The organism is Paenibacillus sp. MAHUQ-45 (assembly GCF_058133325.1).
This window is the reverse complement of the sequence record NZ_JBYUPV010000009.1, coordinates 259,128-285,025: the sequence shown is the minus strand read 5'-3', so window position 1 is coordinate 285,025 and position 25,898 is coordinate 259,128. Positions and strand designations below refer to the sequence as shown.

The 25,898-nt window shown below is 48.6% G+C and carries 24 protein-coding genes; 3 read left to right on the top strand and 21 right to left on the bottom strand.

From position 1 onward, the window contains the following. Nucleotides 1-158 precede the first annotated feature (158 nt). The 5 genes from AC3Y23_RS20380 to AC3Y23_RS20360 form a co-directional block, all read right to left on the bottom strand. Entirely contained in the window at nucleotides 159-1,955 is a 1,797-nt protein-coding gene (locus AC3Y23_RS20380; RefSeq protein WP_379202375.1) for a cache domain-containing sensor histidine kinase, read from the bottom strand. Between the two features lie 2 nt (nucleotides 1,956-1,957). After that, a complete protein-coding gene (locus AC3Y23_RS20375) occupies nucleotides 1,958-3,538 on the bottom strand; it encodes a response regulator transcription factor (protein WP_379202373.1) in 1,581 nt (526 codons plus the stop codon). Nucleotides 3,539-3,697: 159 nt separating this feature from the next. Continuing rightward, a complete protein-coding gene (locus AC3Y23_RS20370) occupies nucleotides 3,698-3,922 on the bottom strand; it encodes a hypothetical protein (RefSeq protein WP_379202371.1) in 225 nt (74 codons plus the stop codon). Next, complete coding sequence (locus AC3Y23_RS20365; protein ID WP_379202369.1) at nucleotides 3,919-4,932, bottom strand: TIR domain-containing protein; 1,014 nt, start codon at nucleotides 4,930-4,932, stop codon at nucleotides 3,919-3,921. Before AC3Y23_RS20365 ends, AC3Y23_RS20370 begins: the two co-directional genes overlap by 4 nt. A 799-nt stretch (nucleotides 4,933-5,731) precedes the next feature. Next, nucleotides 5,732-7,708 carry a GTP-binding protein gene (locus AC3Y23_RS20360; RefSeq protein WP_379202366.1) on the bottom strand — a complete coding sequence of 659 codons (1,977 nt, stop codon included), beginning with the start codon at nucleotides 7,706-7,708 and terminating at the stop codon, nucleotides 5,732-5,734. A gap of 104 nt (nucleotides 7,709-7,812) precedes the next feature. On the opposite strand from AC3Y23_RS20360, the gene AC3Y23_RS20355 reads away from it, so the two are divergent. Beyond that, nucleotides 7,813-8,775 (top strand): S-layer homology domain-containing protein, encoded by a 963-nt coding sequence (locus AC3Y23_RS20355; RefSeq protein ID WP_379202364.1) that lies wholly within the window; start codon nucleotides 7,813-7,815, stop codon nucleotides 8,773-8,775. Nucleotides 8,776-9,374: 599 nt separating this feature from the next. Further along, nucleotides 9,375-9,734, top strand: a complete 360-nt coding sequence (locus AC3Y23_RS20350; protein ID WP_379202362.1) for an MmcQ/YjbR family DNA-binding protein — start codon at nucleotides 9,375-9,377, stop codon at nucleotides 9,732-9,734. A gap of 139 nt (nucleotides 9,735-9,873) precedes the next feature. Here AC3Y23_RS20350 and AC3Y23_RS20345 read toward each other — a convergent pair whose 3' ends face one another. From AC3Y23_RS20345 to AC3Y23_RS20330, 4 genes are all read right to left on the bottom strand, one after another. After that, the gene (locus tag AC3Y23_RS20345) at nucleotides 9,874-10,647 is read right to left on the bottom strand and encodes a Cof-type HAD-IIB family hydrolase (RefSeq protein WP_379202360.1); all 774 of its coding nucleotides are present in this window, start codon (nucleotides 10,645-10,647) and stop codon (nucleotides 9,874-9,876) included. A gap of 192 nt (nucleotides 10,648-10,839) precedes the next feature. Continuing rightward, nucleotides 10,840-11,304 (bottom strand): GNAT family N-acetyltransferase, encoded by a 465-nt coding sequence (locus tag AC3Y23_RS20340; protein WP_379202358.1) that lies wholly within the window; start codon nucleotides 11,302-11,304, stop codon nucleotides 10,840-10,842. Between the two features lie 36 nt (nucleotides 11,305-11,340). Then, on the bottom strand, nucleotides 11,341-11,796 hold the full coding sequence (locus tag AC3Y23_RS20335) for a MarR family winged helix-turn-helix transcriptional regulator (RefSeq protein WP_379202356.1): 456 nt from the start codon (nucleotides 11,794-11,796) through the stop codon (nucleotides 11,341-11,343). 99 nt (nucleotides 11,797-11,895) lie between these two features. Next, the gene (locus AC3Y23_RS20330) at nucleotides 11,896-12,483 is read right to left on the bottom strand and encodes an NAD(P)H-dependent oxidoreductase (RefSeq protein WP_379202354.1); all 588 of its coding nucleotides are present in this window, start codon (nucleotides 12,481-12,483) and stop codon (nucleotides 11,896-11,898) included. 133 nt (nucleotides 12,484-12,616) lie between these two features. Here AC3Y23_RS20330 and AC3Y23_RS20325 point away from each other — a divergent pair, with 133 nt between their 5' ends. Then, a complete protein-coding gene (locus AC3Y23_RS20325) occupies nucleotides 12,617-13,039 on the top strand; it encodes a MarR family winged helix-turn-helix transcriptional regulator (RefSeq protein WP_379202351.1) in 423 nt (140 codons plus the stop codon). A gap of 123 nt (nucleotides 13,040-13,162) precedes the next feature. Here the strand turns inward: AC3Y23_RS20325 and AC3Y23_RS20320 are convergent, their stop codons facing one another. The 12 genes from AC3Y23_RS20320 to AC3Y23_RS20265 all read right to left on the bottom strand — a co-directional run bounded on the left by AC3Y23_RS20320 (nucleotide 13,163) and on the right by AC3Y23_RS20265 (nucleotide 25,234). Further along, nucleotides 13,163-13,759, bottom strand: coding sequence for a histidine phosphatase family protein (locus tag AC3Y23_RS20320; protein ID WP_379202349.1), 597 nt, complete (start codon nucleotides 13,757-13,759; stop codon nucleotides 13,163-13,165). Nucleotides 13,760-13,846: 87 nt separating this feature from the next. Beyond that, nucleotides 13,847-14,422 (bottom strand): VanZ family protein, encoded by a 576-nt coding sequence (locus AC3Y23_RS20315; RefSeq protein ID WP_379202347.1) that lies wholly within the window; start codon nucleotides 14,420-14,422, stop codon nucleotides 13,847-13,849. Between the two features lie 32 nt (nucleotides 14,423-14,454). Next, nucleotides 14,455-15,300 carry a M15 family metallopeptidase gene (locus tag AC3Y23_RS20310; protein ID WP_379202345.1) on the bottom strand — a complete coding sequence of 282 codons (846 nt, stop codon included), beginning with the start codon at nucleotides 15,298-15,300 and terminating at the stop codon, nucleotides 14,455-14,457. A gap of 124 nt (nucleotides 15,301-15,424) precedes the next feature. Further along, the gene (locus AC3Y23_RS20305; protein WP_379202343.1) at nucleotides 15,425-16,525 is read right to left on the bottom strand and encodes a HAMP domain-containing sensor histidine kinase; all 1,101 of its coding nucleotides are present in this window, start codon (nucleotides 16,523-16,525) and stop codon (nucleotides 15,425-15,427) included. Then, nucleotides 16,518-17,213: a response regulator transcription factor gene (locus AC3Y23_RS20300; protein WP_379202341.1), complete on the bottom strand. Its 696-nt coding sequence runs from the start codon at nucleotides 17,211-17,213 to the stop codon at nucleotides 16,518-16,520. Before AC3Y23_RS20300 ends, AC3Y23_RS20305 begins: the two co-directional genes overlap by 8 nt. Nucleotides 17,214-17,357: 144 nt before the next feature. Beyond that, nucleotides 17,358-19,559, bottom strand: a complete 2,202-nt coding sequence (locus AC3Y23_RS20295) for a Tex family protein (protein WP_379202432.1) — start codon at nucleotides 19,557-19,559, stop codon at nucleotides 17,358-17,360. Between the two features lie 165 nt (nucleotides 19,560-19,724). Then, nucleotides 19,725-20,924, bottom strand: coding sequence for an MFS transporter (locus AC3Y23_RS20290; protein ID WP_379202339.1), 1,200 nt, complete (start codon nucleotides 20,922-20,924; stop codon nucleotides 19,725-19,727). Between the two features lie 184 nt (nucleotides 20,925-21,108). Continuing rightward, nucleotides 21,109-21,711, bottom strand: coding sequence for a TetR/AcrR family transcriptional regulator (locus AC3Y23_RS20285; RefSeq protein WP_379202337.1), 603 nt, complete (start codon nucleotides 21,709-21,711; stop codon nucleotides 21,109-21,111). Nucleotides 21,712-21,901: 190 nt separating this feature from the next. Beyond that, nucleotides 21,902-22,252: a type II toxin-antitoxin system PemK/MazF family toxin gene (locus AC3Y23_RS20280; protein ID WP_066367250.1), complete on the bottom strand. Its 351-nt coding sequence runs from the start codon at nucleotides 22,250-22,252 to the stop codon at nucleotides 21,902-21,904. A 3-nt stretch (nucleotides 22,253-22,255) separates the two neighbouring features. Then, on the bottom strand, nucleotides 22,256-22,537 hold the full coding sequence (locus tag AC3Y23_RS20275; protein ID WP_066367449.1) for a CopG family ribbon-helix-helix protein: 282 nt from the start codon (nucleotides 22,535-22,537) through the stop codon (nucleotides 22,256-22,258). A gap of 214 nt (nucleotides 22,538-22,751) precedes the next feature. Continuing rightward, complete coding sequence (alr, locus tag AC3Y23_RS20270) at nucleotides 22,752-23,933, bottom strand: alanine racemase (protein WP_379202334.1); 1,182 nt, start codon at nucleotides 23,931-23,933, stop codon at nucleotides 22,752-22,754. A 215-nt stretch (nucleotides 23,934-24,148) separates the two neighbouring features. Continuing rightward, a complete protein-coding gene (locus AC3Y23_RS20265) occupies nucleotides 24,149-25,234 on the bottom strand; it encodes a LolA family protein (RefSeq protein ID WP_379202332.1) in 1,086 nt (361 codons plus the stop codon). Nucleotides 25,235-25,898 lie beyond the last annotated feature (664 nt).

Below are 25,898 nucleotides of genomic sequence, written 5' to 3'. Positions count from 1 at the left end.
ACTAGGCATGAATTAATGATATCACCGGGCAACAATACAACGTTAGAACATCCTTTATATAGATTTGTTCTTTTGTTGCCCGAATGCACATTACTCTTAACAACGACATGTATTATTTTTGGATTATAGTAATTTCATTAGATTTTGTACCGCTTACATCACTGATTTTCCGTCTTTTCGATTAAAGGAAGCGTTATCTTCACTCTGGTCCCTTCACCAACAGTGCTTGTAATGTTCACTTGGAACTCTTCCCCATACAGTAAACTAATCCGATCATTCACATTAGCGACCCCGATGCCTGAGAACAGCTTGCTGGAATGCTTGGGTGCCTTATTCTGAGCTGAGATTAGGAGATTCCCTTCCTCCCCACTCGCTAGTTCCATACCATCACCGTTATCGATCACCTCGCAGACGAGCCGTTGCCCCTCTCTGGCAATCAAGACATGGATAACGCCTTCTGGTTTGCGGTTAAAAGCATGGAAGAATGCATTCTCGATGAATGGCTGAATAATCAGCTTGGGAACCTGATACTGAACACAGTCCGGTGCAACAAAGAAATGAACCCGAATCCGCTCCCCATAACGGATGTGATTAATAAACACATAACTCTTCAGATTCACAAGCTCCTGCTCGACGGACACCGTCTCGTACACGTTACTGATTGTATTTTGCAAAAGCGAAATTAACGAATGAATAGTCTGTACAGCCTTATCATTGCTGCCCTGCTGCACAAGGAAATTAACCGAAGCCAAGGTGTTGTATAGAAAATGGGGATTGATCTGCTGCTGAAGAGCTGCAAGCTCCGCCTTTCTCTGACCTTTTTGCGTCTCCACCAGCCTGTCCACATAATCATTGATCTCATCCAGCATATAATTGTATGCCCGCCCCAGCTCCTGAATCTCATAGCCCCCGGATACCTTGACATAGTTATGAAAATTTCGGCGTGTCACTTTGGACATCTGGCGGGCCAGCAGCGTAATCGACCGGGTCATTCTCCGCGAGATCAGAAAGACAACAACCAGAGCAACAAGCACAATAAAGAGACAGATCAGTACCACACTCCGTGTGTTTACCATCTGCCCGAGCACCTTTTGCTGGTCAAGCATATTCACCAGATAAAAATCATACGAAGGCAAATATTGTACGAGCATCAGCTTATCACGATCCATGATATGGACCTTCTTGGCTTGTTGTCCTTGCTCCTGAACCAACTTCGCTTGATGCAGCAGTTCATCATTCTTCTGTCCTTCAAGGTCAGACAGGTTGCTTGTCACCACCGTGCCATTGCGATCCAGCACAATAAAGTCATTGCCCTCACTGGAGAAATTATTGTAGAACGGCTTAAAGCTGCTCTCATCAATAGCGATATACAACATGCCGTATTGCTGTTCTGTCGTACGCTCTCGCAGCACCTTTGTAGCGACAACGGCATGTTTGCCCCCCTCATCACGATAATATTGATACATTATTCTGCCAGGCTGCTCTGCCGCATGGGTCGTTATAGCACTACGCTGCAGCTCACGCGCCGTCGGCTTATCATAATTCACTACGCCCGTATAATCCCGGCCATTCTTACCGGTTACCGACAGACCCACCGAATAGCTAGTGATCGTGGATTGAATCCGATTCATTTGCTGGGTCATATTGTAATAGGAGTTCATCACACGGTATAGCTCGTCCGATTCCTTCTCTGTCAGAAAGGTCTTTAGCGGGACGCTCTGCTGGGCTTGATTGGCTGCAAGTACAACCGAGTAGTGAAAGGACTCGAAGTTATTTTGAATCTGATTCAGCACTTTAGAGTTGGTAATACTGAAGGTTTTCAGAAATAGCTGCTGCGTCATACGCAGATTAGTCCATACCACGGATACAGCAATTGCAATAATACAAACCACCATGACCAAAAATATTTTTATAAATAACCCCTGAAATCGCAGTCGTTCAAATCGCTCCTTCATCCCTACTCCTTCTCCACTCGTGAATAATATTGTCGTCTGTATTGACTCGGAGATATGCCAGTGTTCTTCTTAAAGACTTTGCAGAAATAACTATGATCCGCGTAGCCGACCATACCGCCGATCTCAGAGATCGAGTGGTCACTGCTCCGTAATAAATCAGCAGCCTTATCTATGCGGACTCGATTCAAATGCTCTTTGAAGCCCTCATGATGATGGGCAGCGAAGAAGCTGGATAAATACGAAGGATTGAAATGAAATTGCTTAGCCATCTCCGTTAAGGTGATAGGCTCTGTATAATTTTTATCAATATAATCAAGCAGCAGCTTCATATTGGGGTTGCCATCGTGGAAAGAGGACGTAGCCTCATGAATACTGCGATCCAGCTGTGTCCGGAACTGCTCCAAGAGCGTAACAATATCTGTGACATGGCCAGCTTCTTCAATGGATTTGAAGTAACTATATTTAGCCTCGTTCAGCGTGTCTGAGCTCATGTTCATCGTGCCCAGCAATTGAATGACGTTAAAGACCAGATTACCGATTAAGGATTTGAATTCAAAGACATCCGTATTATACGACTCAGATTGCTGCGCAATGAATTGATAGAGCACCCCGAAGCCTTCCTCCAGCTGCAATCTACGAATATGCTCCATTAAAGCGTGCAACGCGGTGTCATTTAAGGACGCTGATGTTTTGGTAACCTTTTCAAAGTGTAGCAGCTCAGACGGTGCAAGTACCACCGGCACAGGCAGGAAAAAGCGATAGGATAGTAATGGCAGGAAGCTGTGATGAAAACTGTCCCCCAGCTGATCCAAAGAATGAAAAGGCCCACTAAGTGCCCAGACGAAATCTCCACTATCTGTAACGGAAGAAGGATTTAACCGCTTCAGCTTGGATAAAAGAACAGCCTCTGCCTCACCATCTTGGCCGATATTCACCACATAAGCTCTCAGTTCTGGATGCCTTGGCACGGAATTTACCGGCAATGGATAGATTTTCAGCTTCGAAATAAGCGCTTGCAAAGATTCCAGCAGTTGATCTCCCTCATGTACAGTAGCGCCCATTATGTAATAGTTCTGATAAGGGAACCATTCTGCCAACATCGTCGGATCTACGTCCACCTCATAACGGTTAACGAGCTTCTCCAACACTTGGTTCAATGTGACGGTGTAATCGGCTTGCGGTTTCCTTTTCAGTCCGGCAGGAAGTCTCTCTACCGTCCTCTCCAGTACTCCCAGCAGCATCTTCGTCTCCAGATGTGGCTTGAGAATATAATCAGACACCCCGCTTTGGAAGGTGGAGCGAACATAATCAAATTCACTGAAGCTGCTAAGTACGATCACTTCAATATCCGGCCAGCTATGCTTAATAAGACGAGTCAACTCTTCGCCGTCCATCACCGGCATGACGACATCGGTAAGCACGATATGCGGAGCCAGCTCCCCTATCATTTCCAAAGCTTCTTTGCCATTGGAGGCCTCACCCACAATACAGAAGCCATGCTGTTCCCAATTCAGTATATGTTTGACGCCTTGTCTAACCAACAGTTCATCATCAACAACCAACACTCTGTATAGCTCACTCATGCTGTTCACCCCTTATTGGCACCCCATGCTCACTAATCACGAATACTATACTAAATTATCTTATAACCTTTTAAAAAACAACCAATTCCCTACTATAACAAAAAAAGCAAGCTGATCTCGGTACCCCAAGATCCTCCTGCTTTCGGCTATCTTCATATGTTATCGTGCAAAAAATGGCTTCTCATAATTAGCATCCATTTGGTACACCAATATATAGTTCACATCGTTATCGCTACTTACGGAAGGTCCCTTGACGACTCTGTCCGACTCGTTACTCAGAGCTATTGTTCTTAGCCTGTCCCGATTCCTCCGGGAGCTCGATGAGACTTTATAAGCCTGCCCTGCCTTCTCGAGGCTGCCCTCATTGCCGCGCGGTTTGCTCATTTCAAATCCCCTCCGAACAAATAGTTGAGTACGTTCATAAATTCCTTGTTATCCTCGGAGAGCTGCTCGAAGTGCTTCGCTGTCAGTTCCAGAGGGCCAATCAAATGGATCGTAATTACCAATTCCTTACCTAGAGGATAACACACAATATATTCAGCGGCAACATGCACCCGGTACAGAAAAAATTGAACCGTCCCCTGCAAAAAAGCATCCAGCACCAAAATACGATCTTTGCCGTTCCGCCCGTCGTTGTCCTCGAACGCGTAGAAGCGGTCTTTGCCGACATTTCCAGCCACCTGCCGGATTCCGTCATTACCTTCTGCACGCCAGATAGCCGCTCCCCGGATCCGGAACTGCTCCAGTGACGAGATATCATAGCTGACTCTGACAGCCTCATATAATTTATCATATTCTCCGCCAGCCGAGAGGTTCGAGGGCCGGACATAATTGATGAAGAACAACAGCAGCATATCCTTCATGCGAATGTCCCGCTCCAGGTTCTGAATCTTAGCATAAGGATCGGCAAAATGCTGCTTTTCCTGAATATGCCGCGTGATCTTCCCACAAGCCACACTAACCGCGGCCGTATAATTGTTATCATCACGCAGTTCATAGTAGAGCAACGTAAGTCCCAGCAGATCGGAAGGCAGACGGAAGCCCTCGATCCCTTGCCCCTCTACTTCTTGGGGAACTGATCGCGGTAATATGAAAAAGACCCGTTCACGCTTCAATTTGCCCCAGAACATCCCCAGCTCAAAAATCGTGTTATCCCGTGGTGCCAGATACACTTTTCCGCGCAGAGAAACAAGGTCATCCGGGGCTAGCACAAAAACAGCAAAGCTGCTCTGGGTAAGCTGCTCATCCAGATCCTCCATCGTGAAACGGTTTTCATTAAAAACGCCAGCGGTCCACGGCGTCACCGTAGCCACATAGCTTAAATTTTCGTTGATGGCATCCACATAATGCTTCGCCTCAAGGGATGATCCTATAAATACTTTGGGTTTGTTCACGACAATGACCCTCTCTTTGTTATTTAATAGGATGACTAAGCTGAACAGTTCACTCTACATAACAAAAGATTGCTGGCCTTTGGTGCTTGAAAATCATCTTATTATGGCAAATAACTAGAATTATATCACGCTTATATTTACATATATATACTTTTAATAAAAGAAGATTCCATATGCTCATATTATTTTTAAGCATTATCAATAAATGTGGTTATAAATGTGGTTATAAATGTAATTAGAACAGTTGTTTATTCCATTCCTCAATTGCTTCATTGGGCCATTCGAAGAACCCTTGATGAACGATATCCTAGCATCAGTGGATTCTAAGACTAAAGAGTTATTTAACAGGAAAATATACCGTTAATCATGACTTTTACCGCCTCATCTCCAGAATAAAGGGAATTTCTCCCGTTAATTCTTCCAGATCATACACAAGCAGAGGTAATCAGCCAAATTAACAGGAGTTTTTCCAGTTATTTTAGAGCGAACCTGCAATTCCGCCTAATTAACGCCCAATTTTCCAGTTATTCAACTGGTGCGATTACAACTATGTTCACACCTACAACCGTACGTACAACTACAGCTTGAATTTGCATATATACCTACTCTGACACTCACATCTACTTTTACATCTACAACTATCCTTATATTCACACCTAACTTTTACATCTACGACTACTCTTACATTCACAGCTACACATGCATCCACACTTAACTTGCATTTACACCCATACTTTGCATCTAAATCTATACCCTCAAACTCCCTCACTACACACCAGCTCTGGGATACTTCCCTTCCCTACCCCTGCAGCGCCTTCCGCACACTAAGAATATACTTCGCCTGATCCAGCGGGTTCACACCCCGGCGGGTGCGCTCGGCGGTAACGTCGGGCGGGCATTCTTCGTATCCGGCAAAAAAAGAAGTGAATGTGCTCCGCCCCTTCGTGAAGGAGCTTAGCGTGACCGGATAATCGAGCGACGTCGCCAGCGGCAGACGGCCTTCGATGATCATCCGGTCGCCCAGCAGCACCGGCGGCTCGAAGGTGCCGCGCATCTGCACAAGATCGTTCATGACGCGCCCTCCATTCTCCTCGGGCACTACAATCCGCACCTGAAGCACCGGCTCCAGCAGCTTGGTGCCAACACGGGCGAGCCCGTCCATAATACCCATTGGCGTCGCCACGGCAAAATCCAGCGGATGGGTATGCCACACATGGTGCTGCCCCTCAATTAGCGTCACCTTCAGGTCGGTGACCTCCCAGCCGTTCAGTCCCTGCTGCAAGGCCTCCGGCACTCGCCGGGCCGTCTCATTCTGGTACTGCGGCAGCAGGTCGGAGCTGCGCACGACCGAATCGTAAACCAGGCCGCTGCCCGGCGGCCCCGGTTCAATCTGGAACCGCAAGATCGCCCAGCATGGCTTAGGCATTGTATAGGCGATGAAGCCTTCGCCCGCACGGGCTGGCGTCTCTTTATAGATCACTGACGGCTGGCCGAAGGTGACGGCAAGACCGTACCGGCTATCCAGCACGCTGCCGAGTATTTCGAGCTGAATCGGCCCCATCACCTTGATGTGCAGCTCCCGCTCTTCTGGGAGCCACTGCGCATCAAGCAGCGGGTCTTCATCCGCCAGCTCCTGCATGGCGGCAATCACTTTATGATCGTCCGCCGCTTCGTCCCAATGCACCCGCACCGTTAGCAGTGGCACGGCGAGCTTGGCCTCCTGCGGAATCGCATCCGGCCGGCCCAACACATCGCCGATTCGCACGCCGGATAGGCCGTACACCACACCGATATCTCCGGCTTCAAGTTCCCCTACATCTTCAGTACGGCCACCCTCAACCTTGCGGATTTGGGTAATCTTGCCCTGGATATTCTGCGAGTAGTTCTGCACAGCGTCACGGTTGCGAATCGTCCCTTCGTACAATCGCACAAAGGCCATCCGGCCCATACTCTTGTCCCGCTGAATGTTGTATACAATACCGGAGACGGGAAGCTCTGCATCGCCGCCCGCCCTTGGGAAATACTGAATCATAGCGTCCAGCAGCGCAGGAATGCCCATACCCTTGGCAGCAGCGCCATAGACCAGCGGGAACAGCTCTGCGGCAGCCGCACGATCTGCAAGATGGTTCTGCCATACTGCAAGGTCAAGTGGACCGCCTGCCATATAGGTCTCCAGCAAAGCCTCATCCCGCTCGGCCAAAGCTTCCAACAGCTCAGTCTGAGCAGCGGAATCAGCGCCATTTTCCCATAGATCCGCAGTACCGGCATAATCCTGCTCCCTGCCAAGAGGTTGCTGAATCGGGATAATATCCCCGGATAGATAAGTATGAGCCTGAGCCAGCACCGCTTCCGGGTTAGCTCCGGTCCGATCCATTTTATTCATAAAGATCAGGGTAGGAATCCTCAGCTTGCGCAGTGCGCTCCAGATCATCTCACTTTGCGCCTGCACGCCCTCCACTGCGGAGAGAATCAGCACCGCGCAGTCCATCACGCGAAGCGAGCGCTCTACCTCTGAGAGAAAATCAACGTGACCGGGGGTATCTACCAGATTTACCTGTACCCCTTTCCAATCGAAGGAAGCCAGCGCCGCCCGTACCGAAATCCCCCGCTGACGTTCCACGTCTAGCGAATCGGTCAGCGCCGTGCCGGTATCGACGCTGCCCAGCGAACGAATGCGACCACTCTCATATAAAATATGCTCCGTTGTTGTCGTCTTTCCGGCATCAACATGGGCAAAAATTCCGACATTAATCCGTTCCATTCTCTGCTGCCCCATATCTATAGGTCTCCTGTCACTCAGTTAAAATTTATAAGTTTATTATAAGTTCCTGCAACATTTTGAGACAATCCCCCATCTAAGAGGATAAGAGGTGAGGCACAATGAAGAAAATGACATTCATCCATAGCGCTAAAAAAATAACCATAGCGTGCAGTATTCTGGCAGCAAGTGTATCCTTTGGGGCATCGGCATTTGCCTTCTCTGATCTGAAGGGAGATCCGGGAGAGAGCAAAATCAACGCTCTGCACAACGCCGGCATCATCAATGGAGTGACCAGTGACAAGTTCGCGCCCAAGAGCAGTGTAAGCTTCGCTCAAGGCATTCAGTTTATCGTCAGCGGGTTAAAGCTGTCTCCTAAGCCATCCAGCGGTGTGAGCAGTGACTTTTTCACCAATGTGAACAACAAGGCCTGGTATGCATCGGCCTTTCTGACCGCCAAGCAGAATGGATTGCCGATCGACAAAAATGTGAACCCGAATGCAGCGATGAGCCGGGCACAGTTTGCTCATCTGCTAGCGGAAGCGCTCAAGACAAAAGGCAACTTCCCTGTAACGTTGATGTATTTTGACATCAAGGACGGCAGCAAACTCCCAAGTGAAGTTGTGAATAACCTGCAAATGCTGCTCAACACCCGTCTGATTGCACTGGACAAAAATAACAACTTCCATCCTAATCAGGCTATAACCCGCTCGGAAGCTGCAATATGGCTCCATGATACTGCCGAATTCGCCAAAGGCATCGAGCCACCTGACAAGGGCACTACAGCTCCGGAGTACACTTACGAGACCGACCTTCAGGTGAGCAAAGCCGGTGAGGGCGTCAACAAAGTTACGCTGACCGTGAACAATCTGCCTAATCCGGGCTACGGTCTTGTGATTGAGAAGATTGAATTCGGCAAAGACAAGAAAGCAACGATCTACTTCAATGTAACAACACCGGACCCAAGCGGTTTCTATCCGCAAGTAATTTCCAAAGGCTCGGCTGTGACCTACCTTCCGGATGGTTACACACCTGTAGCAAAAGCTGTATCTGGCGCAAGTGTATCGGGTTCTTCCAATAAATAATACTTCACACGATCCTAATCCGAAGAAAGGGTTGTCTCATCCGTGGATTTTCCACGACAGGGACAGCCCTTTTTCTCTCTTGTGAACAAGTCCCCGTACCAGAAGGTCAAGCGCTTGGGAAATAGATGCAAATCTGCACCTTAATATGTATAAATATATTGAAAAACAGCAATTAAGTGCAAAAATGCACCTTAATTCCCCCACTTAGCCTGAAAAGTAGCTTCACCCGTGGATTTAGAGTGCATTTTCGCACTTATTTACCTTATATATTAATTATTTCTTTAATTAAGGTGCAAAATTGCCATTATTTACAGCGACGAGCGACAAACTACGGGCATGAGCGATGATCCACGAACTGCCAGCCATAAATTACGATCCACGAACTACGAGCCACGAAATACGAGCCACGAAATACGAGCCACGAAATACGAGCCACGAACTGCGAGCCATAAACTACAATCCGCGAACTGCCAGCCATAAACTACGATCCGCGAACTACGTGCCATAACCACCAGCAACTTGACATCAACCGGACAACACCTTACCATTTCCTTGAATAAGGCGAAGCATGTAATCACAGTACCGGAGGGCTACAGGATATGAATGAGAATAACATTGTGCAATACTGTTCTAAGAAAAAAGGAGCCACCCAGGAATATCCCTTCGGCCCCGAACCCTTGGTGATGAAGGTCGCAGATAAAATGTTTGCTCTTTTTTCCGATAAAGGGGATTACTTCGAGATTAGTCTGAAGTGTGATCCGGTGATTGCCGAGAACTTGAGAGAGCAGCATGAGAATGTCCGGCCAGGGTACCACATGAACAAGAAGCATTGGAATACCGTTACCATCGATGGTTCAATGCTGGAATCGGATATCTTTGACATGATTGATCATTCCTATGACTTAGTGTTCAAAAAACTGCCCAAGAGCGTAAGAGAAGAGTTATCGGAGATGAAGTAGATAGGCCAAGCCACCAACAGTTGCCGCTAGTATGATTTAAGATTTTGCTAACGAGGAACCGTTCAACACTATGTATGTCTCTACATTCCGTTCTTCGTTAGCCGAATACTTTCGCTAAAATAATCTTCAAACCGTCTCTCTAAATCACACCATATCGTCTTAATGCATAACCGATTCCGTCCTCACCCGAAGCCTTGGTTACAAAATCCGCAGCCTGCTTCAGCCTGTCTCCCCCATTGCCCATGGCAATTCCCAGACCAACCAGTTCCAGCATATCAATATCATTCTCGCCATCCCCGAAGGCAATCGCCTCTGCTGCATCCAGACCGAAGTATTCCAGTACTTTCAGGATTGCTGCCGATTTACAGACCTCATCCTGCAATACGTTCAGCACATAAGGATGCCATCTTCTGAAGGTTAAGTGTGGAAACTTATCTTGGTAGCCCTCCAGCATACTGTCATTAGCAAACAGGCACATCAAGTAGACCTCCTGCTCACAAATCAGGGGATTGAATACTGGATACTCCTCCATGAAAAATGTTTCTTGCAGCGCCTGCATGATGGTCGTGTCCTGAATCCCGTTCATACAGAACTCCTCGGTATAAAAGGACATGCCATGCTGCTGGCTGACGGCGTAATCATACACCTCGCGGAGATTCTTCGGTTCCACCGGTACCTTATGTATCACTTGCTCCCCATGCTTCACATGCCCGCCATTAGCCGTAATAAAGGTATCTATACCCAGTTCTCTTACAACCCCACACATCGATAATGGCCTGCCGGTTGCAGCAACTACTTTCAGCCCCTTGTGTTGCAACGCTTGTATAGCCAATTTGGTACTCTCCGGGATCTTCCCATCCTTATGGCTGGTAAGCGTTCCATCCACATCGAAAAAGACAATTTTATAATCCATCCTGATCACCTACCCTGAAGCATTATGATCTACCAATGATAATTGTAACAAAATCCCAACATTCTACAATAAACGATTACGCAATAAAATTCATTGATAATGATCGGCATTAAAAAAACTGCTGATGCAATAAACATCAACAGTCTTCGGTAGAGCATTGGTTCAACGATCGTTTCTATTACGAAACGATGATTAACTTAAGCGAAGCTCCATTCGCATGTCAGACTCCAGATACTTATTATCAACAATAGGGACATCTACAAAGTCGTATTTTCTGTACAGGGCAATTGCCGAGACAAGTTTGTGGTTGGTGTACAAAATTATTTTCGCTGACTGTTCCTGTCTCGCAACCTTTAAGCAATGATCCATCAAACGTCTTGCGATCCCCAGCCCCTGGTATTGTTCGGTTACTGCGAACTTGGCTAGCTCAAATACAATCTCATCTACCTTGATCAAGGATACAGTTCCTACCACTTCACCTCTGTACACGGCCAGAAAAATATAACCACCCTTATCCAAAATAATCTCTTGCGGATTCGCTAAAATCCTCTCATCCTCTGGCTCCACCGAGACGTACTTCTCCAGCCATTCATAAGACAGTCGTCTAAAATCTTCATGGTACTGTTTCTCATAATTAATGATTTCTATCGCAATCATATCGCATGTCTCTCCTTATCGGTGTATCACCTTCAATCAAGTGTAGTCGCGTTTACCGCCTTTTTTAACCAATTCCCAATCCGTCTCTATGTTAGTTCGAATCCTATGCAGCAGCTCTAAGGCAGCTTCCAGTTCTGCTTCGGAAAAGCCCTGCAGGGCTACAGCATTGGAGTACTCCTCTTCTCTTTTTAAAAATTGATAGATTCTCTTTCCTTCTTCTGTTGGATACAGCTTCAATATCTTCTTGTTATCTGGATCATTTTGCTTCTCGATCAGTCCACCCGAGACAAGATTTTTAATGGAACGCGAAGCCGTTGTCCGATCCACCTTCAGCATATCTGCAACCCGCTCCTGAATAATGCCAGGATTCTCGCAGATCCGTACAAGATATAAATATTGCCCCTTCGCAAGGTGAAGTTCTTTAAATTCGATATTGCTTATAGATTCAAAACATCTGGCAATCATTCCGACTTCTCTCAGTATTTCTGTCATAGTGGTAGCTCCTAGCAGGTAATGGCAGTTATTATTTTTGTTGCATTTACAACATTATCTTACTTTAAAATTGTTGCAAACGCAATAAAAAATCCGACATTACCGTCCCACCGCTTGAAAATAACGATAAATCTTATTCAGCTTCTCCTTATGCCGTCCACGTGGACTCTCCATGCTGCCGAACTCGAAGAACTTCACCTTCTTGATACCGACATAATTGAGTAATCCTTTGCGCATTAAAGCCTTGTGCGCGTTGTTTAGGAACAAAAGCGGGTAGTTGGCAGGCCCTTGCATGACCGAGATACAGACGGCCGATTTTCCCTTTAGCAGCCCCTCCGGCAGCAGCTTGCCTGTATCCTTATAAGCAAATCCCGAGGCGAACATTTGGTCAATATAGCCCATCAGCATCGCCGGCGGCCGTCCCCACCAGATCGGATATATGAATACAATCTTGTCGGCCCATAGAAGCTGTTCCCGGTACTTGGCAAGCGCGGGTTCTTTGTGCATATCCCGTCTGCGTTTGTGCTCATTGAACACCAGGACGGGATCAAAGCCTTCTTCGTAAAGATCCAGCACCTTTATTTCACTGATGCTGCTATTCTCCTGGCTGCCTCTAAGAACCTCCTCAAGAAAGGCATGACTTAAGCTTTGATGATTAGGATGCGTATAGATAACGAGCATGTTCATAATGTGAACCCCTTTACTTATCATTTGATAACAAAATGGTATCATGACCGCAAAATAGTTGTCAATTGATAATATTCATTTGATAATTGTTTTTTGATAATTAATTTGCTATGTTGTCAAAGGAGGGGATTCTGTGGATACAGTTTTTCAAAAATTTCTGGCTTTTACAGCCGCTGTGCATCAAATCTCGAATGATTTGACCAAAGACGTCAGACCGGGTGATATTACCGCCGTTCAATATAAGATCCTGGAATACATTGCTGTCAGTCAGCCATCAACACTCAGTAATATCAGTGAGTGCATGCATATGTCCATGCCGAATACGAGCCGGGAAATCAAGAAGCTCAGCGAAAAGCAGTTCTGTGAGAAGGTTACTGATCGGGAGGACCGTCGCAAACAATACATTCGTTTGTCGGCCAAAGGCGAGGCGCTGATGAATGAGGTGTTCAGCCGGATTGAAGCCCAGTTCAACGACCGCATACAGCACATTTCTGAAGACGAGCTGAGGGAGTTAGAGAAGGCAATTGATCTGCTGCATACGAAAGTGTTTTATTGATTCATTAACAGCTAACCCGATTTTTCAGCAGTCTGCACAGGTAAGCATGAACAACATAGCTGTCGAAATTCTAAATAGTTTGTTCAAAATAAAAATGACCCTCTTCGGGGTCATTTTTGCTATCTATTCTTCGTAATGGCTGATGTCCCCGTGCAACACAATTTCCGGATCGCCATCAGTAATATCAATACGGCAAAGGCTTGTCGGATGGATCTCGGGTAAACCCCAAAGCTCCGTCATTGCTTTTCCTTCGAAGTAAGCCATCAGAAGCTTAATCGTAATAGTATGCGTGACAATAAGTACTGACTGTCCCTCATGCTTCTCCAGGATTTCCTGCAGTTTATGAAGTGCTCTTGTCCGTACCTGTCCATAGGTCTCACTTCCCTCAAGCTCGAACTTCTCAGGGTCCTTCCAGAAGTTGTGCCATTGCTCAGGGTAGCGAGGCGCTACCTCAGAATGCAGGGAACCTTCCCATAGGCCGAAGCCCATCTCCATGAACGCTGCTGACGTCTCCAGCGGAATGCTGCGCTCGCCGCGTACAAGCTCCGCGGTCCGCACCGCCCGGGGACTAGGGCTTGCGTAGATGGCATCCAGCGGTACGGAGTGCATTCCCTTTCTAAGCCATTCCGCCTGTTGCAGACCTCGCGGAGTTAGGGGCGAATCCTCTGATCCCTGCATCCGATGTACCAGATTCCATTCTGTCTCTCCATGCCGTGTCAAATATAATATTGCACTTTATCCAGTGGGCGTCCAAATTCGTAGAATCTTACACAGCCGGCTTCCATGGTAACAACCACTCCAATTTTTTCATTTATCCAGAAATAAATACTCCGGTGCACTTAGGCGCTGCTGAGACCTCAGCCTCTCTCCTTCCTGGTCTGCCTCACTGTCTGGCTTGCGGCGGGCAGGCCCGGAGAACATTGTATACAGAATATAACCTGCTAACCCGCCGAGTGTATTCAGGAGCAGATCATCCACGTCGAAGGTTCCGATTGTCAGCAGAAGCTGGATAGACTCGAAACTCAGGCTGAGCAGCAACGAACACACCAACACCTTGGTTACCGACCATGTAATGTTCCGAAAGACGTTCGGTAAGAGAACACCAAACGGGATGAACGCCAGCACGTTGCCAGTCAGATTAATATTCAGAAAAGGGTTCGATAACGACAGGTGATGCAGGTCTCTCTTGATCTCCTTAAAGGGTACCAGATTGTAGGAGCGATGAAAAATCCTCCCCGGGTCCTGTAACGTAAGCTGGAATTGCTGCAGCAGAATATGTATGTCTACATGCCCGCCTTTGAACAGAATAACCTTGACCAATAGATACAAATATGCGGTGAATGATATGAGCGTTAGCATACCGGGTGATTTGGAATCCTTCATGTTGTCCTCGCCTCTCTCATCTCAGGTTGTTGTCACTTCTCGGTCGTCACGATGATACCGTCCACGTTATTGCCCGATATTTCGTAACGCTGATTCACTGGGATTCGGATCATCACATTCTCCGTGACCGGGTAATAGGATATCTCGTAAGACCGACCTTCGGCTTCAGCAGTAAAGCTTTTTTGCTCCCGAAGATAATCCAGATACTGCTCCAGCACCATATCCTTCTCCTGCATAATTGCACTGTGCGGCAAGCCCACATAACGAAAATGCCAGGGCTCGTACTGAATTCCGGTAATCGCCGTCTTGTCCTCCGGGTAGCGAAGCACAAAACCGTACTTCCAGGCATTTTTCTTCAGCCATTTCCCCTCCGGCGCCCTTTTCATCTCCGCTTGGGAAGATCCGATGTCCAGCGACAAGCCCAGATTATGTTCACTTCGGCCTGGCGGGAGCGCAATCTGCGATCCTTTTTCCCGGTATAGCGCCTCCTGTTCTGTAAAGTCATGGTAGCCACTACTGATCAGAAAACGATTGACCCCGTCCTGCGCCGCAGCCTGAACCATCTCCACAAAGGCCTGAGCTACCGACCTCGACAGACGGAGCTTCGTGTCCATCAATACATATCCTTGCGTAAGATCTGGGTGCTCGGATAGCCTAACAATATCGGATTTGACGCTTGTCTCATGCAGCGGATTATCCTTATTGACGAGCAGCAGCTCCCCCTGATAAATCTGGGATACCGCAACCATTTGGAACGCATTACTACCCGGCTGGGTATCCTTGGACTCCCCCTCTTCGGTAAGGCCTTTCGAAACATATTTAATGGCTATCCCGCCCAGCATAAGTACAACAACTACAAAAAAGCCCCACTTTTTCATGTACAATAACCTCCCTGATTGCTCTTACCTTCAGAATAGAGACCACTGTTTAAAAAAAAGCGGGGCAAAATATAAAGTTTTCCTTAAATTAGAAAGGTTGAACTTCTCATTTCTTCAGAGTTCGTTAAGCCTGATCCTTCTCCTGCGGCAATCTCACTTCAAAGCAGGTACGGACCACGTTGCTCTCTACGGTGATGGTGCCCTGATGCTGCTCGACGATATTTTTGGCAATAAACAGACCCAGACCTGTTCCACCTTCGTGTTGACTGCGTGACTGATCGCTGGTGTAATACATCTCGAAGATATGCGGCAATTTGTCGGGTGTGATATATCCGCCGTAATTCAACACCTGAATGACGATCTCGCCGCTTTCCGGGAAGCTGTTGATATCAACGAACTGTCCATCTTTTCCATACCGGGCTGCATTGCTGAGCAGATTCTCAAAAACACGGGCCAGTAGCTCTCCATCACCCTGAATCTCCAGCTTAGGCACGATGTTCAGTCTGGCACTGAGATGGTTCTTTTCGAAGACCGGATACATTTCCTCGCTTAGCTGCATCAACAGACCACTGAGATCCAGTTGATTCTTCTGCAGGGGCAGCATCCCATAGTTCATTCGGGTAATCTCGAACAGCTCATCAATAAGCTTCTCCAGCCGCTGGGATTTGGTATAAGCAATCTCGGTAAAATGTCTGATCTGCTCTTCCGTCAGTTCGTTTCCCTTCAGAATCCAGTCCAGGTAACCCAGAACCGATGTAAGCGGTGTGCGCAGATCATGGGCCAAATTCACGATGAGCTGATCCTTGCTGCTCTCCGCAAAATCCCCCCGTTCCACTGCCTTCTGCAGCTTCTCACTGGCCAGATTCAGTTCCCTGGCAATCTCCCGAAACTCATCCCTGGAGGAGATATTGACCCGATGCTCGAAATGGCCGCTCGCCAGATGGTGAATGCCTTTGGTGATTTCATTAAAGTAGGAAGCATACGGCTTCGTGAAGAGGTAGAAGAAGAAGATCGCGAGCGGAATAAAGATCAGCAGGAAAAAGTAAATATCCCCAATGCTAGACATGATATGGCGGTAATGGGCCAAGGTATCTTCACGTTTCACTCCGGAATAATACATCTGAAGAAGCCTGTAAATGACATAAGTAATGCTGCCGGACAGAAGCATGCTGAGTCCCAGGAACATGATCATTCTCGTCCGAAAACTGCGTAGCCCTCTATCCATTGAACGTGTACCCCACGCCCCAGATCGTCTTAATAAATTTGCTCTTGTTCATGTCCTCGCCGAGCTTCTTGCGCAGCGTACGGATATGAACCATCACCGTATTGGCGCCTTCGTAATACGCTTCCCCCCATACCTGCTGAAAAATATTTTCCGAGCTGAACACTTGCTTCGGATGGCTGGCCAGCAAATACAGGATATCGAACTCCTTCGGCGTGAGATCGATGGCTTGTCCGTACAGCATCACCGTATGCTGGTCGGCATTAATGCTAAGTCCTCCCGCTTCCAGAATCGTGCTGGCCGCAGCTGCCGGCTGGCTGAACTGCATGGACCGGCGCAGCTGTGAATTCACACGGGCCACCAGTTCCATCGGATTGAACGGTTTTGTCATATAATCATCTGCCCCGATAACCAGTCCTGTAATTTTATCGAGATCAGAGGTCTTGGCACTCAGAAAAATAATCGGCATATGGTGCTTCTCTCGGATCTGCCGGGTGACCTCATAGCCATCCATCTCCGGCATCATAATATCCAGAATCGCCAGGTCCACCGTCTGGGTCTGAACAGCCTGCACCGCCTCCCTGCCATTAAAAGCTTTGATAATATGGTATCCCTCTTTGGTCAGGTGCAGTTCGACCAGATCGGCGATTTCTGCTTCATCATCCGCGATCAGTATCGTAATTCGTTTCACTGTATTCACTCCCACTCGTGTTCACTGCTCCTAGCTGTTGTTGCTGTCAAGAACCGTCTCTGATTGTATACCTCATTATACAAAAAAAAGCTACCTGCAAGTTGTAACCATGCAGATAGCTTTACTGTATTCATTATGTCATGCCTAGTTTTCTGTACGCGGGGGGCGCATCGTCAGGCTAACCCGGCCTTTCTTAAGGTCCACACCCATGACCCAGACCGTCACGTTATCCCCGACGGACACTACGTCCATAGGATGCTTCACGAAGCTGCCGCTGAGCTGGGAAATATGGACCAGCCCGTCGTTCTTGATCCCGATGTCGACGAAAGCGCCGAAATCGATAACGTTGCGGACGGTGCCCTGCATTTCCATGCCGGGCGCCAGGTCCTCGATCTTCAGCACATCGGTGCGGAAGATCGGCAGTGGCAGCTCCTCGCGCGGGTCACGACCCGGACGCTGGAGACTCTCCAGGATGTCACGTAGGGTCGGCACGCCGACATCAAGCTTGACAGCCAGCTCCTCCGGCTGCTGGGCCGCCAGCTCAGCAGCCACTTCCTTGCTGCCGAGACTTGCTACATCCAGTCCGAGCGTCTTGAACAATCGATCCACCACTGCGTAGGACTCGGGGTGGATCGGTGTCCGGTCAAGGGTGTTGTCCCCGCCCGGAATCCGCAGGAATCCGATGCACTGCTCATAGGATTTCGCGCCGAGGCGCGGCACCTTCTGCAGCTGCTTCCGCGCAGTGAACTTGCCGTTCTCCTCGCGGTACTTGACGATGTTCTTCGCAATCGTCGCATTGACGCCGGAGACGTAGGACAATAGCGACGGCGACGCTGTATTCACGTCAACGCCGACATGGTTAACGGCCGATTCCACGACGGCCTTGAGGCTCTCTTCCAGATGCTTCTGCGAGACATCATGCTGGTATTGCCCGACCCCGATCGCCTTGGGGTCGATCTTGACCAGCTCCGCGAGCGGGTCCTGCACGCGGCGGGCAATCGATGCGGCGCTGCGCTCCGCCACATCAAGGTCCGGGAACTCCTCCTGCGCCAGCTTGGAGGCGGAGTAGACACTGGCTCCCGCTTCATTGACGATCAGGTAGGCCAGGTCGGGATTGCCGATCTCGGCAATGACCTCGGCCGTGAACTGCTCCGTCTCGCGGGAGCCGGTCCCGTTGCCGATCACGATGAGCTGGATGCCATACTTGGCGATTAGCTCCTTGAACTTGGCAGCGGCTTCGCGCTTTTTGTTGTTCGGCGGTGTCGGATAGGTCACCGCCACTTCCAGCAGCTTGCCGGTGTCGTCCACGACGGCCAGCTTGCAGCCAGTGCGGTAGGCGGGGTCCACGCCGAGAACACAGCGGCCCTTGACCGGCGGCTGTAGCAGCAGGCTCCGCAGATTGCCAGAGAAGATCGAGATCGCCTGATTCTCCCCCTTCTCGGTCATTTCCCCGCGCACCTCACGCTCTACAGATGGAGCAATCAGACGCTTATAAGCATCTTCGATAACCGTCTCCAGCAGTTCCTTGACCGGAGAGGGTCCCTTGATGACCTTGCGTCCGATGAAGGTATGGATCTTGTCTGCCACAACCTCAATGCCCACCTTGAGCACACTCTCCCGCTCCCCGCGGTTGATGGCGAGAATACGGTGCGGCGGCATCTTATGTACCGGCTCACGATAGCTGTAGTAGTTCTCATACACAGATTCCTGCTCGGCATCCTTGGCTTCCGAGACCAGAATTCCCTGGCTGGCCGTATACTGGCGCACCCAGGAGCGAATAGCCGGATCATCGGCGATATTCTCGGCGATGATATCCATCGCGCCCTGCAGCGCTGCCTCAGCCGTCTCTACGCCCTTCTCGGCATCGATGTAGCGGGCTGCTTCTGCCTCAGGGCTGCCTTGTCTCGGCTGCCCGAAGATCCATTCTGCCAGCGGCTCCAGTCCCTTCTCCTTGGCCACGCTGGCCCGGGTCTTCCGCTTCTGGCGGAAGGGGCGGTACAGATCCTCCACCTCCTGAAGCTTAACCGCCTTAGCGATTTGCTCCCGCAGCTCCGGGGTTAGCTTTCCTTGCTCATCAATGCTACGGAGCACATCTTTCTTCCGATCGCTCAAGTTACGCAAATAACCGAGACGCTCCTCGATGTCGCGCAGCGCGTTCTCGTCCAGCTCTCCCGTCATTTCCTTCCGGTATCTTGCAATAAAGGGAATCGTGTTGCCCTCATCCAATAATCCTACTGTGGTCCGCACTTGCTTGGGCGCAATGCTCAGTTCCTTGGCAATCGCCAGAATAATCGTTTCCTGCTCGCGCTGGGCAGCCGCTTCATCTGCTACGGCTTCAGCATTCATGTTCTCTGCAGTCAATACAATCCCTCTTTCCGCCTCGCAATTCTGTACAACCTTCTTGTTAAAATAGTATCACAGATTCGTCCTGGTACCCAAATGCCCACGCCGGACACGGCTCCGAGATACATGGAGCGGTGCCAGCGTGGGCATCATGACAAGAAAATTATATTACGTCTGCTGACGTCCGATGCCCCGTTTACTGGAGCCAACGGACAGGATAAAGGATACGGCGAGCACAAGTGCTGCCACAGCGTATGGAAAGTTAATGTTAATATCAAACAGATAACCGGCTACGATCGGTCCGGCGATATTTCCGAGACTGGTATATGCCGAGTTCATACCGGCGACAAACCCTTGTGAATCCCCGGCCATCTTGGACAATTGCGTGCTGACCGCAGGTCGCAGGATATCCATGGCCAAGAATACGATAAAGGTAACTGTAATAATCGCCCAGTAGCTGTTCACAAATACCGTCAACAGTATAAATACGGCCGAGGCCAAAAGACAAATAGCGATAACTCTGTTCTCTCCGAAGCGATTCAGAATCCAGCCAAAGGCCGATACCTGAACCACTGCACCGGCAATGGAACCAAAAGTAATGACAAAAGCAATATCCTTTGGCGTAAATCCGAACTTATGATCCACGAACAGTCCGAATACAGTCTCATAATTGGCGAGGCCGAAAGCGAGTACGAATACAATAACCAGACTGAAGAAATAAGGCTGGCGATAAGACTGCACAAGCTGGATGAACAGGTTTTCCTGGTTTGCTCCAGAAGCTTTAGCTTCTTTGCGTTGCTCCACCGAAAGGGATTCCGGCAGCACTGCGAACGTCACCACAGCAATAAGTCCTGCCGCGATGGCAGCCACGAAGAACGGCGCGCGGATGCCGAACTCGGCAAGATAACCGCCAATCCCCGGTCCAATAATAAAACCAGTGGAGATAGCTGCATTGATCAGGCCCATTCCTCTGGCCCGTTCCTCTAAGGAAGTTGTATCTGCAACATAAGCCATAACTGCAGGCATGATCAGGGCCGCTCCCGCTCCGCCCAGCATTCTGGAGATGAACAGCATCCAGGACATATTTGCCAGACCAAACACTAGCTCTGACACGGCAAAGACGATCAGCCCGACCACGATTATATTCTTCCGGCCCATTGTATCGGAGAGCCTTCCTGCGATCGGAGATAGCAGTAGTTGGCTAAGTGAGAACGCCGCTACCAGTAGTCCAACTGTACTTCCGCTAATATTGAGTTCATTCATAAAAGTAGGCATAATAGGGACGACAAGACCGATTCCGGTAAAAGTCAGAAAAATCGTCAACATAACCAGCAGTATAGCTCCCCGGTTTCTAAGCAGTAATGACATGGTTTACCTCCGTGTGCTCCCTGCACAGTTTCGAATAATATGACTAGGCTTTCATTGAAGCCTAATTTTCTCTGTTCTAAATATCTGCTGGTACGGGCAATCCCATACCATAAAAATAAACGACCGACTAATAGAGACCGACCACCCGGTCTAATTCAAGACATGAGAAAGCTTACGCTTCTCACTAGATACGTATTCCCTGAAGCAACAGTCTGAGCGATTTTCGATAATATTCTTTAATTTCCTCCAGCCCCATCGGCAAGCGCGAAATGTCCGACACCTTTCCGACACCTTCCAGCAGGCCACTGAGAATAACGACAATATCCTCAGGATTATCTGCCTTGAGGTAATGCGTATCTATCCCTTCCTTCACCAGTTCACGGCAAGCCCGCAATGAATAGTCATACATATGCCACAGCCGTTTCTCGATTTCAGCAGTATGATCTTTGATTCTTGCATATTCCTCCAGTGCCCGGATCAGCGGGTTCTGGAAGTCATTGGCACAATGCTCGGCATAGGCATAGAAGCGTTCTTCAAGATCTGCGATCCCGGCCCGCTTGATATCCCAATTCTGGAGCCATAACTCGGTATCCTCTTCCACCACGTACAGGAATAATTCATCCTTGCTGGGAAAATGATGATACAGGCTGCCCTTGCTGACGCCTGCCGCCACACATACCTCATTCATGGTTACCGCGCCGTAGCCCTTCTGGACAAACAACTTGGCCGCGTTCTGTACAATCCGTTTCTTCGTTTCTTCTCCATCTGAACGTCCTTTGATTACCAATCCCTCCTAAACCGACTGTCCGGTCCAATTATAACAGATTTAAAATTTAAAGAGAACCCCGCTGCCGCAAGTTCCATTTTCCCCTGCCGGAGAAAGTCCCATTCCCCCCTTGCCGCCAAGACTAAAAAGGCGCCCGGGAGTTATCCCGTGCGCCTTTGTTCTCAAATACAGTTAATATCCCTTACTCTGCTTAGAAATCAATCAGGCCAAGGCTGATTTGCAGCGAATCATCCACCTTTTTCATCGTATCATCATCCAGGTGGGTGATCTTATCCGTTAAGCGTTGTTTGTCAATCGTCCGAACCTGCTCTAGCAGAATGACCGAATCGCGGTCAAAGCCATGAGCAGACGCATCAATCTCCACATGCGTCGGCAATTTCGCTTTCTGAATTTGTGCTGTAATCGCCGCCACAATTACTGTGGGGCTGAAGCGATTGCCAATATCGTTCTGAATGATCAAAACCGGCCGAACTCCGCCCTGTTCGGAACCTACTACAGGCGAAAGATCGGCAAAAAAAACGTCGCCGCGTTTCACGATCAATGTCTACACCCCGCTTACTAAGCGGCCAAGAGTGCTGTCTGCATCTTCCTCCGCGAGGAACGCCTCGCATGCCATGGTCAAGTTAATCTTGGCCATTTCCATGTAGCCACGCTGCATGGACTCCCGGATGGCACGTTTTCTCCGTTCACTCAGGTACAGTTTCATGGCCTGCCTGATCAATTCACTCCGGTTGGAATTCTCAAGTTGAGCGATTCCATCCACTTCCTGCAAGAGATGATCGGGCAAGCTGATCATGATTCTTTTGGTGTTCTGCAAATTGGCCACCTTCTCTTCCACCCCCACAAACCTTCTGCCCTTGTCTTTCAGTTTAGCAATATACAAGGAATTTTATACAAGGAATATATGCTGTCAGTATATCAAGTATGCTGCATCCCATTATAAACTAGAAATGGTGGTTCGTATAGACTATACAAGACATAGTTGTTTACGATTTAATCCATTTCCATCATTTTCCTTTATATTGTCACCTTTTAGGGCATTATGGCTGCAGCAAAGCATTCACCAGGTATGGAGTGCTACCTTCGCGTATATACACGCGTGGTACACGGTGTGCCAGCATGCAAACAACTTCATAGTGAATGGTTCCCAGGTGGAGCGCCAGCTCGTCTGCCGTGATCGACACGCCAGCCTGCCGGCCGATGAGGACAACTTCCTCGCCTGCTTTGATTTGTTCCGCTTCTTCAGCGAAAGATTTCAGTGATACCATACACTGGTCCATGCAGATTGTTCCGACGACTGGGACCCGACGGCCGCGTATTAGCACCTCCGCTTTGCCGGTAAGCATGCGGGAATATCCATCTGCGTACCCCACAGGCAGTGTTGCGATGACCTCTTCGCTGTCTGTGACGTAACGGGTGCCGTAGCTGATGCCCCAGTAGGGCGGCAGGCTTTTTACATAAACTACCTGCGTCTTCAGCGTCATAATCGGGTGCAGATCGATCAGCTGCCGGTTCACCTCGGTTGATGGATAGAAGCCGTACAAACTGATGCCTACACGCACCATGCTCGTGGATAAATAAGGTGTATCAATGGCCGTAGCACTGTTGCCCGTATGTATGATCGGGATATCAATTTCTTGTTCCCGAAGCGTTTCCGCCACGTCCGTGAATCGTCGGTACTGCTCCATTGTATAGCTTTTGTCTTCTTCATCCGCTTTGGCAAAATGGGTAAACATGCCTTCCAGCTCCGCTTGCGCCACAAGCTGCACTTCTGCGATAAAAGCAGGTACATCAGGCGGCAGTAACCCTAGCCTGCCCATCCCGCTATCCATCTTGATGTGTACTTTCAGCCGATGTTCCGGATCTACAGGAAGCTGTCCTATAGCCTCCAGTACCTCTTTCGTGAACAGCGTCACGGTTATGTTATTCTCCCAGGCAGCAGCGATTCCATCCGGAGGCGTATAGCCAAGCACCAGAATAGGAAGCTTTATCCCTGCTTGACGCAACTGAAGCGCCTCGTCTAAAAAGGCTACACTGACATAATCCGCACCCAGTGTCTCCAGCTCCCGAGTGATTTCCACTGCTCCATGGCCGTACGCATTGGCTTTGACACAGCCCATAAACTTGGTCTCCGGCGGCAAAGCCGTACGGAAAGCTTCGTAATTGGCGCGCAAAGCGTCCAGATTGATCTCGGCTGCTGTTGGTCGATAGCTTGCTTGCACTTCAAAGTCACCTTCTTACGTTGTAGTAAAACGTTATCTGTTAAGTAATGTCTTACTGGTAATGGTAATGCTAACGGAAGGTGACTGTCAATGTAACACAAGCGAGCTTGGCGGCTTAAAAATAATATACCCAAATTAACCAGCGAATAAAGAAAAAACGGATACTGCGCTGTAGAGGAATGGTTCCCACAATACGCAATATCCGCCTACTCCTATTACTTACCCGATTGTTCCTGCATAGAAGCGGCAACTTTAACCATTTCATCAACAGGCAGATTTGCGCTTGTAATCCGGTACTCGATTCCGTCATTCATCCAGGTTAGCGTCTGCAAATCGTCACCACTCAGGACACCAAATGTGAAGCCCATATCCCATAATCTACCGGGGGTGAGGGCTACCGCACGATCCAGCGGACGAGCCTCCATAATCGTATATTGATAAATGCCGTCGTAGCGGAGCAGTACCGACTGATCCTTGCTGCCTTCGATTTTATTGGAATCCTTCAGGCTCACACCCTCAGGAACGTAGTCCGGCTGCACAATACCGAAGCTGCCAAGCTCTGCAGCCACCGGTGTCTGGGTATCCTCTCCATTTTCCGGTGCCGATACCGGATTACCGTTCTCATCCACCTCCGCCACCGTACTCTTGGCTGGCGTTCCGCTGGACATATTCTTTTGCATATCGAAAGAATCCTTCGTGAAGTCCGTATTAAAGGTAAAGCTGTCGAACTTCACATCCACAACAACCTTGGCTTCCGAGTCAGACACTTGCACCTGCTTCGGTGCATATGACTTCTTATCCAGCCAGATCTTCTGGCGCACCAGTGCGCTGCTTTGATAATTCGCCGCCACCTCAAACACGAAGTTATCTCCATCGGCTACGAATTGACGGTTGTTATCGGAGACAATGCCCCGCACCAGCGTTTGGTACAGGTAGACCTGCCCCTGATTATCCGGCCAGTCGCTTTGGAAGCGGAAGCTCTTGTTCAGGCTTGGCGTCAATACGAATACGCCCTCATCATTGCGCAGCACAATCTGTGTGATATCCTTCTGGACATTGGACAAGCTGATCCGGTAATAGGACGGATTCTTGTACCAGACCTCCACCTTGTATTCCTGCGGCTGCTCGCCGGTATACAGCGTCATCGTGCCCGAGCCTTGATAGGTTCCCTGCTTACTCTCCAACTTATCAGCTACATCGTTCAAATCCTTGACTACGGACGCAGCATCCTTCTTCCCGCACCCTGTGAGCACCAGGGCCACGCTCATAATGATTGCGAGTACCCATGTTAACCGGCGCATGACATCATCCCCTTAACCTGTTTTGAATGCATTGATTAGTACATGTCTATGAGGGACTTGACCACAATATGCAGACGGGCATGACAAGCGTGGGTTTAGGAAGGTGATGCTATATAGAGCGAATAAAAGATTCAAACATAAGATTCGGTATCACCTCAGCGTGATTGGGGCTTCTTGCCCTGTGGTCCCAAATTTCTTAAAGATGATAAATGGCGGACTATTCCCAATTAAGAGCATTTTTGCACCTTATATTTTTCTTTTTGAGGATAAAAAGGGAATTAAGATCATTATTGCACCTTATTTCTTGTGAAAAGTAGTGATGGACATGGAAACTGAAGATTTAACATACAAAATTGCCCTTAATCTACGTCATTCCTCAGTTTTATCCGATTTAACGTACAAAATTGCCCTTATTTACATTGGAGTTTTGTCTGAATCAAACTATCAAAGTAGACACGGTAAATCCAACCCAAGATAATAGAATAAACTCTAGAAAAGGTGGTAACCGTGACAGAACGGAAACCCAAGCATTCCACAGTGAAATGACAGATCCATGCGGTTGGATCTTAAGTTCGTCTTATCTATTACATCCCTAAAAGGGATTCTTATCTCCACTTCTTGATTCTATCTAATCCACTTAGTCGAAATAGTTATGTTTCTATGT

Excerpts from the sequence above, each read along its gene's own strand:
- AC3Y23_RS20380 (WP_379202375.1), bottom strand. The coding sequence starts at position 1,955 with ATGAAGGAGCGATTTGAACGACTGCGATTTCAGGGGTTATTTATAAAA.
- AC3Y23_RS20375 (WP_379202373.1), bottom strand. The coding sequence starts at position 3,538 with ATGAGTGAGCTATACAGAGTGTTGGTTGTTGATGATGAACTGTTGGTT.
- AC3Y23_RS20370 (WP_379202371.1), bottom strand. The coding sequence starts at position 3,922 with ATGAGCAAACCGCGCGGCAATGAGGGCAGCCTCGAGAAGGCAGGGCAG.
- AC3Y23_RS20360 (WP_379202366.1), bottom strand. The coding sequence starts at position 7,708 with ATGGGGCAGCAGAGAATGGAACGGATTAATGTCGGAATTTTTGCCCAT.
- AC3Y23_RS20355 (WP_379202364.1), top strand. The coding sequence starts at position 7,813 with ATGAAGAAAATGACATTCATCCATAGCGCTAAAAAAATAACCATAGCG.
- AC3Y23_RS20350 (WP_379202362.1), top strand. The coding sequence starts at position 9,375 with ATGAATGAGAATAACATTGTGCAATACTGTTCTAAGAAAAAAGGAGCC.
- AC3Y23_RS20345 (WP_379202360.1), bottom strand. The coding sequence starts at position 10,647 with ATGGATTATAAAATTGTCTTTTTCGATGTGGATGGAACGCTTACCAGC.
- AC3Y23_RS20340 (WP_379202358.1), bottom strand. The coding sequence starts at position 11,304 with ATGATTGCGATAGAAATCATTAATTATGAGAAACAGTACCATGAAGAT.
- AC3Y23_RS20335 (WP_379202356.1), bottom strand. The coding sequence starts at position 11,796 with ATGACAGAAATACTGAGAGAAGTCGGAATGATTGCCAGATGTTTTGAA.
- AC3Y23_RS20330 (WP_379202354.1), bottom strand. The coding sequence starts at position 12,483 with ATGAACATGCTCGTTATCTATACGCATCCTAATCATCAAAGCTTAAGT.
- AC3Y23_RS20315 (WP_379202347.1), bottom strand. The coding sequence starts at position 14,422 with ATGAAGGATTCCAAATCACCCGGTATGCTAACGCTCATATCATTCACC.
- AC3Y23_RS20310 (WP_379202345.1), bottom strand. The coding sequence starts at position 15,300 with ATGAAAAAGTGGGGCTTTTTTGTAGTTGTTGTACTTATGCTGGGCGGG.
- AC3Y23_RS20305 (WP_379202343.1), bottom strand. The coding sequence starts at position 16,525 with ATGGATAGAGGGCTACGCAGTTTTCGGACGAGAATGATCATGTTCCTG.
- AC3Y23_RS20295 (WP_379202432.1), bottom strand. The coding sequence starts at position 19,559 with ATGAATGCTGAAGCCGTAGCAGATGAAGCGGCTGCCCAGCGCGAGCAG.
- AC3Y23_RS20290 (WP_379202339.1), bottom strand. The coding sequence starts at position 20,924 with ATGTCATTACTGCTTAGAAACCGGGGAGCTATACTGCTGGTTATGTTG.
- AC3Y23_RS20265 (WP_379202332.1), bottom strand. The coding sequence starts at position 25,234 with ATGCGCCGGTTAACATGGGTACTCGCAATCATTATGAGCGTGGCCCTG.